Origin of the sequence: Cupriavidus sp. GA3-3 (assembly GCF_000389805.1) — a bacterium.
Lineage (GTDB): Bacteria > Pseudomonadota > Gammaproteobacteria > Burkholderiales > Burkholderiaceae > Cupriavidus > Cupriavidus necator_D.
The window spans coordinates 26,996-40,090 of sequence record NZ_KB944488.1; the positions used below are offsets into that span (position 1 = coordinate 26,996).

Annotated in this window: 12 protein-coding genes; 6 read left to right on the forward strand and 6 right to left on the reverse strand. The window is 66.2% G+C overall.

The window, feature by feature from the left end:
* Nucleotides 1–217: 217 nt before the first annotated feature.
* From C265_RS21165 to C265_RS21175, 3 genes are all read left to right on the forward strand, one after another.
* Nucleotides 218–1,576 carry an MBL fold metallo-hydrolase RNA specificity domain-containing protein gene (locus C265_RS21165; protein ID WP_010809938.1) on the forward strand — a complete coding sequence of 453 codons (1,359 nt, stop codon included), beginning with the start codon at nucleotides 218–220 and terminating at the stop codon, nucleotides 1,574–1,576.
* A gap of 59 nt (nucleotides 1,577–1,635) precedes the next feature.
* On the forward strand, nucleotides 1,636–2,466 hold the full coding sequence (locus C265_RS21170; RefSeq protein WP_010809939.1) for a universal stress protein: 831 nt from the start codon (nucleotides 1,636–1,638) through the stop codon (nucleotides 2,464–2,466).
* A 398-nt stretch (nucleotides 2,467–2,864) separates the two neighbouring features.
* Nucleotides 2,865–3,512 (forward strand): response regulator transcription factor, encoded by a 648-nt coding sequence (locus C265_RS21175; RefSeq protein WP_010809940.1) that lies wholly within the window; start codon nucleotides 2,865–2,867, stop codon nucleotides 3,510–3,512.
* A 39-nt stretch (nucleotides 3,513–3,551) separates the two neighbouring features.
* On the opposite strand, the gene C265_RS21180 is transcribed toward C265_RS21175, so the two are convergent.
* The 6 genes from C265_RS21180 to C265_RS21205 form a co-directional block, all read right to left on the reverse strand.
* On the reverse strand, nucleotides 3,552–3,950 hold the full coding sequence (locus C265_RS21180; protein WP_010809941.1) for a response regulator transcription factor: 399 nt from the start codon (nucleotides 3,948–3,950) through the stop codon (nucleotides 3,552–3,554).
* Between the two features lie 283 nt (nucleotides 3,951–4,233).
* Nucleotides 4,234–6,930 carry a bifunctional acetate--CoA ligase family protein/GNAT family N-acetyltransferase gene (locus C265_RS21185; RefSeq protein WP_010809942.1) on the reverse strand — a complete coding sequence of 899 codons (2,697 nt, stop codon included), beginning with the start codon at nucleotides 6,928–6,930 and terminating at the stop codon, nucleotides 4,234–4,236.
* Between the two features lie 55 nt (nucleotides 6,931–6,985).
* Nucleotides 6,986–7,639, reverse strand: coding sequence for a BON domain-containing protein (locus C265_RS21190; protein WP_010809943.1), 654 nt, complete (start codon nucleotides 7,637–7,639; stop codon nucleotides 6,986–6,988).
* A gap of 94 nt (nucleotides 7,640–7,733) precedes the next feature.
* Nucleotides 7,734–8,381 (reverse strand): BON domain-containing protein, encoded by a 648-nt coding sequence (locus tag C265_RS21195; protein ID WP_010809944.1) that lies wholly within the window; start codon nucleotides 8,379–8,381, stop codon nucleotides 7,734–7,736.
* Nucleotides 8,382–8,449: 68 nt separating this feature from the next.
* A complete protein-coding gene (locus C265_RS21200) occupies nucleotides 8,450–8,914 on the reverse strand; it encodes a cyclic nucleotide-binding/CBS domain-containing protein (RefSeq protein ID WP_010809945.1) in 465 nt (154 codons plus the stop codon).
* A gap of 28 nt (nucleotides 8,915–8,942) precedes the next feature.
* Nucleotides 8,943–9,365, reverse strand: a complete 423-nt coding sequence (locus C265_RS21205) for an Hsp20/alpha crystallin family protein (RefSeq protein WP_010809946.1) — start codon at nucleotides 9,363–9,365, stop codon at nucleotides 8,943–8,945.
* Between the two features lie 366 nt (nucleotides 9,366–9,731).
* On the opposite strand from C265_RS21205, the gene C265_RS21210 reads away from it, so the two are divergent.
* The 3 genes from C265_RS21210 to C265_RS21220 all read left to right on the forward strand — a co-directional run bounded on the left by C265_RS21210 (nucleotide 9,732) and on the right by C265_RS21220 (nucleotide 13,017).
* Nucleotides 9,732–10,526, forward strand: a complete 795-nt coding sequence (locus tag C265_RS21210) for a helix-turn-helix domain-containing protein (protein WP_011615454.1) — start codon at nucleotides 9,732–9,734, stop codon at nucleotides 10,524–10,526.
* 77 nt (nucleotides 10,527–10,603) lie between these two features.
* A complete protein-coding gene (locus C265_RS21215) occupies nucleotides 10,604–12,115 on the forward strand; it encodes a thymidine phosphorylase family protein (protein WP_010809948.1) in 1,512 nt (503 codons plus the stop codon).
* 449 nt (nucleotides 12,116–12,564) lie between these two features.
* Nucleotides 12,565–13,017 carry a pyridoxamine 5'-phosphate oxidase family protein gene (locus C265_RS21220; protein ID WP_010809949.1) on the forward strand — a complete coding sequence of 151 codons (453 nt, stop codon included), beginning with the start codon at nucleotides 12,565–12,567 and terminating at the stop codon, nucleotides 13,015–13,017.
* Nucleotides 13,018–13,095 lie beyond the last annotated feature (78 nt).

The following is a 13,095-nucleotide window of genomic DNA, read 5'->3' on the forward strand; positions in this document are numbered from 1 at the left end:
CCCAAGGTATGCCCGGCGCGGAGCCACGCGTGCACACCCTGGGCGTACGCCACGTGCGGCGGGCGGGTCCGGACACTGTTCAAGCGTAGGTACTCGCGTTTCCGCATGATTGATCCGGATCAACCACCACCCGGTTCCCCCTCCTAGACTGGCTGTATCGGCCAGCGGCACCCGTGGCGGGGCCAACGGCCTTGCGCAAGCGTCAAAGGACACCAGCATGCAACTGCAATTCCTCGGCGCGACCGATACGGTCACCGGCTCCAAGTACCTGCTCGATACCGGCCGTCACCAGGTCATGGTCGACTGTGGCTTGTTCCAGGGATACAAGACCCTGCGCCTGCGCAACTGGGATCCACTGCCGCTCGATCCGGCCAAGCTCGACGCCGTGGTGCTGACCCATGCCCACATCGACCACAGCGGGTATTTGCCCCTGCTGGTGCGCAACGGCTTCCGCGGCAGCGTGCACTGCACCATGGGCACCGCGCAGCTGTGCGGAATCCTGTTGCCAGACAGCGCCCACCTGGCGGAAGAAGACGCCGATTATGCGAACCGCAAGGGCTTCTCGCGTCATCGGCCCGCATTGCCTCTTTACACAGCAGCCGACGCTGCACGAGCAATGCGGCGGCTCCAGCCGATGCAGTTCGGCAAGCGCTTCCAGGTAGTGCCCGGCGTAGAGGCCGAGTTTGCCCGGGCCGGACATATCATCGGCGCGGCTATCGTCACGTTGTTCGTCGACGGCAAGCGCATCGTCTTCTCAGGCGACCTCGGGCGGCAGCAGGACATCGTCATGCGCGCGCCGGAGATGGTGCGTCAGGCGGATTACCTGCTGGTGGAGTCAACCTACGGCGACCGGCGGCATCCGGACGACGACCCGCTCGATGTGCTCGGCGAGATCGTCAGCCGGACGATTGGCCGCGGCGGCAGCTTGATCATCCCCGCTTTTGCGGTAGGGCGCACGCAGAGCCTGCTGTACTGCCTGCACCGCCTGCGCGAACTCAAGCGAATCCCCGACGTGCCGGTGTACCTCAACAGCCCGATGGCCATCGACGCGACCATGATTTTCTCGCTGCATCCGGAAGAGCTGCGCATCAGCCGCGAAGAGTGCGCCGCAGCCTGCAATCTCGCCACCCCGGTGCAGAGCATGGAGCAGTCGATCTGGCTGAACCATGACCGAAGTCCCAAGATCATCCTGGCTGGCAGCGGCATGGCTACCGGTGGTCGTGTGGTCCACCATATTGCCGCCTACGGCCCGGACCCTCGCAACACCGTTCTGCTTTCCGGCTTCCAGGCGGCGGGTACGCGCGGCGCAGCGCTGGCCGCAGGCCGGCGCGACATCCGCGTCCATGGCAAGGACATCGCCGTGCATGCGTCGGTGGAGCAGGTGGAGAACCTGTCCGCACATGCCGATGCCGCGGAACTCATGACCTGGCTCGGCGGCTTTCACCAGGCGCCGCGGCGTACGTTTGTCGTGCACGGCGAGCCACAGGCAAGCGATGCGCTGCGCCAGCACATCGAGCGCGACCTGCGCTGGGCGGTCACCATGCCGGAATATCGGCGCTCCTATCCGCTCGACTGATCCAGGCCGGCGCCTGATATGTGCGCCTTTCGTTACGTCTGCCAAACCGGAATCACGTCATGGACTTCAGAACCATCCTCGTCGACCTCAGCGAAGATTCTGCCCGGTCGGCACGCATTGAAACGGCCGCACGGGTTGCCGCGAAATTCGGCGGCAGCGTGGTCGGGCTGACTGCGACTGGAACAAACCTGGAGCCGTTTCGCGGGGCGGGCGAAGAAGCCGGACAATACGCGGCCCTTGCCGCCAGCCAGTTGCACAAGCTGGTTGCCGGTCACAAGGAGACCCTCGACACGCTGACCAGGCAAGTGTCGCCGGACATCCCCACCCGGCACATCATTATCGACGCTGAATCCGGTTGGGCGCTTGCCGACGAGGGGCGTTTCGCCGATCTCATCCTTCCCGCACCGCCGTCGGCGGATGCCGATGTGCCGGCGCTGCTGGCCGGGGTTGCGGAGTATGCGATGCTCAATGCCGGACGGCCCATCCTGCTGGTGCCGGGCGCGGCCGGCCCGCGCTTTGGTGGTCATGTCGCGATCGCATGGAACGGCGGTCGAGAGGCCGCGCGGGCAGTAGCGGACGCATTGCCGTGGCTCGCGCATGCCAGTGCTGTTACCGCCCTGGTGGTCAGCGCGGCTGCCATTGACGAAGAGACCTGCCGTGACAGCGGGAACCGGCTGACAGAGTGGCTGGCCAGCCATGGCATCAATGCCGATCTGGTTGTCGGGGAGGGCGACCCCGACCACGTTCTGCCGCAACTTGCCTGCAAGGTACAGGCCGACCTGCTGGTCGCCGGCGGCTATGGCCGTTCCAGGCTGAAGGAGCTGGTGCTGGGTGGCACCACCCGCGCCCTGGTGCGTCAGTCATCGTTGCCAGTCTTCATGTCGCACTGACGGGTGACCGCTGCCGGTGGGGCAGTGGCAGCGCATGGCCTGGCCGCAGGCTCGTTCGGCCGGCACATTGCGTGCCGGCCGAATGTTGGCTTGCCGACATACCCGAGCCGCATCCTGAGCTAGTTTCCAACGTGCGTGGCTCAGCCGGTGTCGGCACACGGGTTGTGGCTCCGACGTCGCCGGTACCTGCGAATTTTCCGGTTCTGAGCCGCATCTCGCTTCCCATGCCGTTGCCTTTCCGCGCACAAACTCTATAGTCCATTGGCAAGGTAATAGTGACGAGAGCATGCCCCTGACGGCGTCTTCATCCGCTCCGCAGGCGAGCAGCCTTGTCCAGAGTTCGCCCGACGATGGCTTTCGCCTGGTCGTGCGATTTCCGCGAGAGCAGGGGAACGGGCATGACAAGGGTGATGATTGCGGATGACCATGCTGTGGTACGGGATGGCCTGCGGCATATCCTGGAACGGGCCGGTGTGTTCGAGGTCGTCGGCGAGGCGGCAGATGGTACACAAGTGCCCAGGATGGTACGGGAATGCACCCCGCAGGTGCTCCTGCTTGACCTTTCCATGCCTGGCAGGAGCGGGCTGGAACTGATCCGCTTGCTGCGCGGCGAGCACCCGGCCCTGCGCATCCTGGTCTTGACCATGCACGCCGAGGAGCAATACATCGTTCGTGCGTTCCAGGCTGGAGCGGCGGGCTATCTGACCAAGGAAAGCGCGGCTACGGAACTGGTGTCCGCCATCGGCCAGGTAGCCCGGGGCGGCACCTATGTGAGCCAGTCGATGGCCACGAAGCTGGCAAGCGGGCTGAAGGACCAGAGCGACGACCTGCCGCACCTGAGGCTCTCGGACCGCGAACTGGAAGTCTACCGGCGGCTGGTGCTGGGCGAGCCCATCACGGCGATCGCCACGGCACTGTGCGTCAGCGCCAAGACCGTGAGCACCTACAAGATGCGGCTGATGGAAAAAATGCAGATGCCCAATGAAGCCATGCTGTTGCGCTACGCCATGCGCAATCATCTGTTCGACGACGATGCGGACCTGTAGTGCCACAGTGCAGCGTCGGTCGGCCGCTGGCTTTGTGCCCTATCGCCCCGAAGTCGCAGCCAGCCCGGCCAGGGTCTGGCGCAGCGCATCGAGTTCCAGCGTCTTGTCAAAGCAGTAGCTCCCGCCTGCCTTCAGGCAGGCGCGGCGCAGCGGCGGGCCGAGGTTGTCGGCCAGCACGATCACGATCGAATCCGGTAGCGTCGACCTCAGCGTCCTGACCTCCTGGAGCGCATGAGCATAGCCCGTGCCCAGGCTGATCAGGACGACGTCGGGGCGATGACGCAGGAGCGGGGCAAGTTCCATGGCTGCGCTGGCGCCCGCACCCGCGACACGGATGCCAGGCATTCGCCCAAGCAGGCCGAGCTGCCTGGTTCGGATCGCATTGGCATGCTCGAGCAAGTACACGGTAAGCAGGCGGGCAGGATTGCGGTCTGGCATGGTCCTAGTATCGCGGCTCCCCTTGCGGTGGCAAATCAGGGGCGGCTGAGAGTCGCGTCAGGGGGGCAGAAGGCACTGTCAGTGATCCCTGACATGCGCGCGCACGCCTTGCCGGCTTGGCAGGAGCGAGTACGACAGTTTCGACAAGCAAGCCGGCTGGGTGGCGTCTGCAACCGAGGTTGTCGGCTACCGGCTTGTCTCAGGAAAGCGGCCGCCGCCGGCAGTGCGCCTGAAGGCGATCGAAATTGCCAACGCCTTGCGCGCGCGTGCCGATTGCGATGCCTCAACCCTGCGTGCGAACGCTGGCATTCTCCTCGCGCAGCGCAAGGTGCAGACTGACACCGTCGGCGCCGGCCGCGATGCTGGTCCTGAAGCCGCAGGTGCGCGCCAGCGTCAGCATGGCCCGGTTGTGCTGCATGGTGCAGCCCACCAGCGCGCCGATGCCCTTTTCGCGCGCGTAGCGGATCAGCTTGTCGAGCAGCAGCTTTCCCAGTCCTTGTCCCTTGCAGTCCGAGCGCACGGCGATACCGAACTCTGCCTGGACATTGTCCGGATCCGCAACCGCCCGGACCTCTCCCAGGATGGAAGCCTGGCCACATGCATCGGTAGTCGTCGCGATGAACGCCATCTCGCGCGCGTAGTCGATCTGCGTGAGCCTTGCCAACTGGCTGTGTTCCGGCTCGCGGAACGTGCAGAAGTAGCGTGCATGGATATCTTCCGGCGTCAGCTGGCGGAAGTACGCCTGGTAGGCTGCCTCGTCGGTCGGGCGCACGGGCCGCAGCACAATGGTGCGGCCGTCCTGCTCGACGCGTTCCTCCAGCGCTTCCGGATAGGGTTGGATGGCCAGCCGCGTGCCCGGCGCCGGCGCCTTGATGGCGATGCGGGCATCGAGCGCGATGACGCCTGTCGCGCTCGCCAGCAGGGGATTGATATCGAGTTCGGCGATCTCGGGAATGTCGCAGACCAGGCGTGATACCTGTACCAGTACCTGGAGCAAGCCGTCCCCGTCGACGCCCGGGTGTCCGTGCCAGCCTTCCAGCAGGCGCCCGATGCGGGTGCGCGACACCAGGTCTTGCGCGAGCAGCGCGTCGAGCGGCGGCAGCGCAACCGCATGGTCGCCGATGTGTTCGGTGTTGACGCCGCCATGGCCGAACAGCAAGACGGGGCCGAACACGGGATCGGTGGCGGCGCCGACGATCAGCTCGAAGCCATCGCCGTGCCCGGCCATCGGCTGGACGGTGAAGCCCTCCAGCCGTGCCTCCGGGGCTTGCTGCCAGATCCGCTCGAGCATGGCGCTGCCGGCGCTGCGCACCGCGGCGGCATCGGCGAGGTCCAGTGCAACGCCGCCCGCGGCAGACTTGTGCGTGATGTCCGGGGACAGGATCTTGAGCGCTACCGGATATCCGATCCGTGTGGCCTGGTCGACAGCCTCATCGACGCTTGCCGCGGTCCGGGTCGCGACCACGGGGACGCCGTAGGCGGCCAGCGCGGCCTTGGCCTCCGGTTCGGTCAGCAACGCCCTGCCGGCGCGCAGGGCATTGCCGATGATCGTGCGCACCTGTTCCTTGTCGGCCTGCGTGTACGTGTCGTCTGCGGGCGGCGTGCGCATCAGCAATTGCTGGTTCCTGTGGTATTCGCAGGCCTGCAGGAAGCCGCGCACTGCCCGCTCCGGGGTATCGAAGGTCGGCACGCCGGCATGCCGGCACAAGCGGCGTGCCTGCAGCACGGCATCCGCCCCGAGCCATGCGGTCAGCAGCGGCTTGCCGCCCGACGGCGCGCTGACGAGCGCGGCTGCGATCTCGGCGGCTGGCACGATGGCCGTGGGCGCATGGATCATCAACACAGCGTCAACCTCGGGCGCCTCGCACAGGATGGCGTAGGCCTGCAGGTAGCGCTCGACGGGCGCGTCGCCGATGATGTCGATTGGATTCGCGCGCGGCCAAGTGGCGGGCAGCACCAAGTCCAGCCGGGCCAGGGTCTGGTCTGACAGTCGGGCCAGGGTCCCGCCGGCATCCGCCAGCGCATCCGTCGCCATCACGCCGGCGCCGCCGCCATTGGTCAGGATGGCGAGGCGCTCGCCGCGCAGCCCTTGCATGCGGGCAAGCATCTCGACGGCGTCGAACAGGCCCTCGGTGCTGTCCACGCGCAGCATGCCGGCACGCCGGATGGCGGCGTCGTAGACGTCGTCGGCACCCGCCATGGCGCCTGTGTGGGACGCGGCGGCGCGTGCAGCCTGCGCCGAGCGTCCGCCCTTGACGATCAGCACCGGCTTGTTGCGGGCGGCGGCGCGTGCCGCAGACATAAACTTTGCGCCATGGCGGATCGCTTCCACGTAGAGCAGGATCGCATGCGTCCCGGCGTCGCCGGCGAGGTAGTCGAGCACGTCGGCTGCGTCCACATCGGCACTGTTGCCCAGCGAGATGAAATGGGAAAAGCCGATCTGCCGCGAGCGCGACCAGTCCAGCACGGCGGTGGCCAGCGCGCCGGATTGGGTGGCGAATGCCAGCTTGCCTTGGCGGGCCGCGCCGGGCGCGAAGCTGGCATTGAGGCTGATTCCCGAAGCGATCAGCCCGACGCAGTTTGGCCCGAGAATCCTGAGCAGATGGGGCCGCGCCGCGTCCAGCATGGCCTGCCGCAGGGCGCCTGCGGCACTGTCCTCGGGACCCTCGAAGCCGGCGGTCAGCACGATAGCCGCGCGCGTGCCGGCGGCGCCAAGCTCGGCGATGAGCCCCGGGATGGTGGGCGCGGGCGTGCATAGCACCGCCAGGTCCGGCGGTGCCGGCAACGCGCCGACGCGCGCGTAACAGGGCTGGCCCGCCAGCGTCGCATACTTCGGGTTGACCAGGTACAGCTGGCCGGTGAAGTCGCCCGCGGACAGGTTCGCCAGCACCGTTGCCCCCACGCTATGCGGCCGCAGCGTCGCGCCGATGAGCGCGACCGAGCGCGGACGGAACAGGGCATCGAGATTACGGACAGTCATGGCTGGCCCTCATGGCAACCGGCGGCAACCCTCCCGACAGGGCCCGGTCGGGAAGTCAGAGATTCACCTGGATGATGTTCGATACTTCGCTCACCCCAGGCGCCGCCCAGGCGGCTTCGGAAGCGGCCTCGCGCTCGGCCCAGCTGCGCAGGCTACCGCGCAGCGTCACCACGCCGTCCTTGACGTCGACCGCGACATGGGTCGCGTCGTCCGCCGCCTGGCGCTCGATGGCCCTGGCGATCCGTTCCTTCACGTCGTGGGCCGCGATCGCAGGCTGGACCACGATGGCGTTGGCTACACTGACCACGCCGTACAGGCCGCCCACCGCGTGCTCGGCGGCCAGGCGCTGGTAGTTCCAGTCGACCGTGCCGGTCAGCGTGACGCAGCCGTCCTCGACCATCACCTGGATGCGATCCGCGGGCAGCACCGAGGTCCACGCCAGGATGTTGCTCGCTGCGCGTGCGATGTCCGCGTCCGTGCGCTGCGCGTCATCGGGCAGGCGCACGTCGATTTCGACGGCCAGGCCTTTCACGCCGGGCACGCGCCTGACGGCCTTCTCGGCAGCGTACTTGCCGGCATGGCTGCTGAGATGGCCGGTCAGCGTCACCACGCCGTCCTTGACCTGGACACCGACCTCGGTGGCATCGACGGCCGGGTCCCAGGCCAGTTCCTCGATCACATGCTGCTTGAGCTGGATATCGCCTTTCATGTTGGTTGTCTCCTGTTTGCCTGGCGCCCTCGGGCGCGATCGCGGCGCGTGCCGCCTGCTCCGTGCGTGCCAGCGCGGGCACGCGGCATCGGCGTCACGGCCGCGTTTCCAGCTGATCAATGACCGCCGAGATGCCCGGCGCCGACCATACGGCACCGATGGCGGCGCGGCGGTCGGCCAGCGAATCCACGTGGCCGCTCAGCGTGGCGGTGCCGTTCTTGACCTTGACGCTGATATGGTGGGCCTCGCGCACGGCATGGCGGAGCAGCGCCTCTTCGATGCGCTTCTCCACATCGGGGGGCGCGGTCTTCTCATTCATCCGGATGTTGTTGACGACGCCGATCACGCCGCGCAACTGGCTGACCGTGCGTTCGGCCAGCTTTTTCTGATAGCCCCAGTCGACGTTGCCAGACAGCGTGACCCAGCCGCGCTCGACGCGGACCTTGATGACGTCCGAGGGCACATGCACGTGCCATTGCAACGCACCGCGAGCCGCCTCGGCAATGGCCTCGTCGAGGAAGGCGCCGGGCGGATGCACGTCGAGCTTGACGACGACCGCTCGTACGCCTGAAATGCGTTCCGCGGCGCGCTCGGCGGCGAGCTTCTCCGCATAGCTGGACAGGTGTCCGTCCAGCGTGACAATGCCCTCATGGACCTCGACGCCGATGGACGCCGCGTCAATCGCCGGATCCCAGTCGAGTTCCTCGGTGACGTCCTTCTGGATCTGATGATCTGTTTTCATGCTTGGCCTCTTCAAAGGCAGGGCGCCGCAAGCGGCGCCACGGGTTGGCCCCGGTGCGTCTCTGGGCGCTACGTTTGCGATAGAGCCTGTGCGCTGCCAGAACGCTCTCGTTCTTGCGCCTTGCGCACCAGCGAAAACAGCATGCCCCAGTCGGTTGCGAGAGCGGCGAACAGATCATCGAGCGCAACCACTCCGGTCACTGCCTCGCCATCGAGCACCGCCAGGCGTCGTACGCCGTGCGTCAGCATCAACTGCATTGCCTCTGCGACAACGGCATCCCGTTGGATCGCCACCAGGCCACGCGTCATCACCTCGACCACGTCGGTCCGGCATGGATCCGCACCGGTGGCTGTCGCACCGATGACGATGTCCCGGTCCGTGACCATGCCGACCGCGCGCGTCCCTGCCGGTGAGTTCTCTGTCACGATCAGCGCACCGACGTGGCGGTCCCGCATCTGGACGGCAGCTTCCTGCAGGGTGCAGGACAGCGGGACATGCACGGCTTTCGCTGAGCAAATATCCTGGACTAGCATCCCGGTCTCCTTTTTTGCGCAACGTTGCCTAACGGACGGTAATGCGTTGCTGGCTTGAGCTTTCCTTCTTGGGCAGCACCAGGCGCAGCACGCCGTCCTGGAAGCTGGCATCGATCTTTTCCGTGTCGATGTTGCCGTCCAGCGTAAAGGCACGCTGCATCGAGCCGCTGTAGCGCTCCTGGCGGATCACGCGGTCGCCTTCTTTTACCTCGGAAGCTTTCTCGAGCTTGGCGGAGATCATCACAGTCCCACGGTCTACGCTGACGTTGATGTCTTCCTTCTTCACGCCTGGCAGGTCGGCGGTAATGGTGAAGCTGCTGTCGGACTCGGCCACATCGACCTTGAATGGCAGCTCGGTGTCTGGCCCGATCCGCCAATTGCGTAGCATGCTCTGCAGCATGTCGCCGAGCGGTTCGATCGAGAACGGGTCGTAGCGCTTGATGTTGCTCATCATGGTCTCCTGGATGACGGCGCCGTGCGCGCCGTGTTTTCTTACTTTGGCAAGCCGGGGCGGTTGCGGTTTGCTTTGCATCAAACGCCGGCACATTGCCCCGACTGCTTGCACGGGATAACGGCATGACGTCACATGCGCCAGCTTGGACAGCCAGGGCGTTCGGCATGACCGGCGTCAGGGAACCCTGACAAGTGACGCTGCATTTCTGACACGCAACTCAGCGCAGCCTTCTAGGCGCGGAGCGCGGGCAGGCCAATACTTCAGTCAAACACATCGCGGCGCGCACGAATATGCGGTCCGCCAGACGACACGGGTGAAGGCGAGGGTCGGGATTAGGGAAAGGCCGGCAGGCTGGAGACAACCATGTTTGACTTGCATACTGAAGCTGATGCTGTTTGTGACGCCCCCAACATGTCCGTCGCGCTCTCCAGGCGTGAGGATGAGACGTTTGCGGAGCCGGCGCCGGATCCCGCGCGGGCGCGGTGCACAACTTGCATGATGCGGAACATCTGCATGGCCGCCAGCCTGGAGGCCGGCGAAATGGCCCGCCTGGACTCCGTCGTGCGGAGCTGGCGTTCGGTCAAGCAGGGCGAACGGCTGTACCGGGCGGGCGACCCGTTCCGCAGCCTCTATGCGGTCCGCGTCGGCTCGTTCAAGACCGTGGTGGCGCCGGAGCGGGGCAAGGAGACCATCTCCGGCTTCTACATGGCCGGGGACTCAATCGGCATGGACGGCGTTTGCCAGGAAACCCATAACTGCGATGCGATTGCCCTGGAAGACAGCGTGGTCTGCGTGATCCCGTTTCACCAGCTCGAGGCGCTATGCCGCGAGATCAAGCCGCTGCAACGCCACTTGCACAAGATGTTCAGTGCCGAGATCGTGAGGGAATCGCGCCAGATGATGCTGTTAGGCAACAACATGTCCGCCGAGCAGCGCGTGGCGGCATTCCTGTTGAACGTCTCGGCACGCTACCGCGAACGCGGCTATTCGGCCACGTCCTTTGTGCTGCGCATGACTCGTGAAGACATCGGCAGCTTCCTTGGCATGACCCTGGAAACCGTGAGCCGGACCTTGTCCAAGTTCCAGCAGGAAGGGCTGCTGACAGTGCAGGGCAAGTCCATCGAGCTGCTCAATCTGGACGCCCTGGACGCTCGCTAGCGGCGTCATACGCGGCAAGGCATGACGTGAACGATGCCAGTTCTGATCCCGGAATTCCCGGCCGTCCCGGCGATGTCGTGGCCGCCGCCGCGCCCCGCGAAGTGGGGGCGCTGGTGTTCCGGCCGCTCGAGATCGATACGTGGCAGGAGCATGTCATCTATATGCATCCGGATTGCCCCGTCTGCCGCGCCGAGGGCTTTTCCGCGCAGGCGCGCGTGCGCGTGCAGATCGGCGACAGGTCGTTGATCGCCACGCTGACGCTGCTGGGCGCGCCGCTATTGAACACGGGCGAAGCGAGCCTGTCGTTGAGCGCGGCACGGACGCTTTCGGCACGCGCCGGCGATGTCGTGCATGTCACCCATGCGCCCGCGCTGGAGTCGGTGCGCGCACTGCGTGCCAAGATCTATGGCTGCCACCTGGACAGCGTCCAGCTCGACGGCATCATCGGCGACATCAGTGCAGGGCGGTACGCCGACGTGCATATTGCGGCATTCCTCACCGCCTGCGCGGACGGTCGCATGAGCCTGCGCGAGACTGTCGACCTGACCCGGGCCATGGTCCGGTCCGGCCAGCGCTTGAACTGGGACCGCGAGGTGGTTGCCGACAAGCATTGCGTCGGTGGGCTGCCGGGCAATCGCACCACGCCGGTCGTCGTGGCTATCGCGGCAGCGGCCGGGCTGCTGCTGCCCAAGACCTCATCGCGCGCGATCACCTCACCCGCCGGCACCGCCGATACGATGGAAGCCCTGACCCGCGTGACGCTGGATTCGACGGAACTGCGGCGCGTGGTAGAACAGGTCGGGGCTGCATTGGTGTGGGGCGGCGCGCTGAGCCTGAGTCCCGCGGACGACGTGTTGATCCGCGTGGAACGCGCGCTGGATATCGACAGCGATGCGCAGCTGGTGGCCTCAATCCTGTCGAAGAAGATTGCCGCCGGCTCCACCCACGTGCTGATCGACGTGCCGGTGGGGCCGACGGCCAAGATCCGCGAAGACAGCGATCTGGCGCGCCTGGATCTCGCCATGACCAAGGTCGCGGATGCGTTCGGGCTGAAGCTCCGGATTCTGCGCACCGACGGCTCGCAGCCGGTGGGCCGGGGCGTCGGCCCTGCGCTCGAGGCGCTCGACGTGCTGGCCGTGCTGCAGTGCCAGCCGACGGCGCCCGCCGACCTGCGCGAACGCTCGCTGCTGCTGGCGGGCGAGCTGCTGGAGTTCTGCGGTGCGATACCGCCCGGGCAGGGACGGCTGCTGGCCGGCAGCCTGCTCGACAGTGGTGCCGCCTGGGCCCGGTTCCAGGCGATCTGTGAAGCGCAAGGGGGGCTGCGCACCCCGGGGCAGGCGGTGTTCCGGCGCGACGTGGTCGCAGCCCGCAGCGGCATCGTGACGTCCGTCGACAACCGGCACGTCGCGCGCACGGCGAAGCTGGCCGGGGCGCCGCGCCGGCAGGTGGCCGGGCTGGAACTGCATGTGCGCGCCGGCGACGAGGTCGTAGCCGGCGCACCGCTCTGTACGCTGCATGCCCAGGCGTCCGGCGAACTGGAATATGCGTTCAGCTACGCCCTGGCGCATGACCCCTTCCGCATCGAATAGCTCCAGTGGGCGGCCGGCAGCGGCCGCCCGCACCAGCAGCACCGGCACCGTCGATCTGCACACCTCCCCCTCGGCCACGCTGCCCATCACCAGGTGCCGGAAGCGGTTCCCGGGTGCGGGAGCGCAGACATTGCTTCCGGCTTAGGCGGGGGGTAGGCCGGTTGATGCGGGTCAGCGGGCGGGCGGGCGGTCGGCCGGCCAAGGGGACTCTGGGCTTCGTTGACAGCCATCAACACGCATGCGCTTGCGACCGCTACTTTGGAAATAGCCCATAGCCGAAGCCGAGGTAGCTAGGGGGAGAGGCAAGACATGGGCCTGAACCAGCCATTGCTGTCGTGGAATGAAGAAGATGCGGGGCATTTGTCCAGGAACGTGCCGGCTGGAGATCGCTCCCCCGGCCGTGCCGGCCCCGTTGGTGTTGTTTGTACTGGCGTAACAGGTGACCAAATATGGACGAAGAGACCAGACAGAAGATCCTGACCTTGTTGAACCAACACAGGATCATGACGCTTGCCACCTTGAGGCCGGATGGCTGGCCTCAGGCTACCACTGTGGGTTATGTGAATGAGGGTCTCACGCTCTACTTCCTCTGTGGTCCGGGCAGCCAAAAGGCGGCCAATCTGGCATTGGATGACCGTGTCTCGCTGACAATTGATCACGACACGCCAGATCTCATGGCGATTACCGGCCTGTCCATGGCGGCGCACGCGCAACCGGTGGTCGATGTGGCCGTAGCGGAGAGAATCCTCCGGATGTTCCCATTGAAGTATCCGGAGCAGATTGCCTTGCCAGTGCCGATGCCAACCGCGGAGGACGTCCGAATATTCAGGGTGACCCCGACAGTCATTTCCGTGCTCGACTATTCCAAGGGCTTCGGACATACGGATCTTGTCAGCTGCTGACACCTGGGTCCGCTGAGGGAAGTCAAGAGACCTTTCGTTGCGGAGGTGTGCCGTGCGCAAGATGTGGGCGGTGCTCGT

Coding starts and splice junctions, on each gene's coding strand:
- C265_RS21165 (WP_010809938.1), top strand. CDS start 218: ATGCAACTGCAATTCCTCGGCGCGACCGATACGGTCACCGGCTCCAAG.
- C265_RS21170 (WP_010809939.1), top strand. CDS start 1,636: ATGGACTTCAGAACCATCCTCGTCGACCTCAGCGAAGATTCTGCCCGG.
- C265_RS21175 (WP_010809940.1), top strand. CDS start 2,865: ATGACAAGGGTGATGATTGCGGATGACCATGCTGTGGTACGGGATGGC.
- C265_RS21180 (WP_010809941.1), bottom strand. CDS start 3,950: ATGCCAGACCGCAATCCTGCCCGCCTGCTTACCGTGTACTTGCTCGAG.
- C265_RS21185 (WP_010809942.1), bottom strand. CDS start 6,930: ATGACTGTCCGTAATCTCGATGCCCTGTTCCGTCCGCGCTCGGTCGCG.
- C265_RS21190 (WP_010809943.1), bottom strand. CDS start 7,639: ATGAAAGGCGATATCCAGCTCAAGCAGCATGTGATCGAGGAACTGGCC.
- C265_RS21195 (WP_010809944.1), bottom strand. CDS start 8,381: ATGAAAACAGATCATCAGATCCAGAAGGACGTCACCGAGGAACTCGAC.
- C265_RS21200 (WP_010809945.1), bottom strand. CDS start 8,914: ATGCTAGTCCAGGATATTTGCTCAGCGAAAGCCGTGCATGTCCCGCTG.
- C265_RS21205 (WP_010809946.1), bottom strand. CDS start 9,365: ATGAGCAACATCAAGCGCTACGACCCGTTCTCGATCGAACCGCTCGGC.
- C265_RS21210 (WP_011615454.1), top strand. CDS start 9,732: ATGTTTGACTTGCATACTGAAGCTGATGCTGTTTGTGACGCCCCCAAC.
- C265_RS21220 (WP_010809949.1), top strand. CDS start 12,565: ATGGACGAAGAGACCAGACAGAAGATCCTGACCTTGTTGAACCAACAC.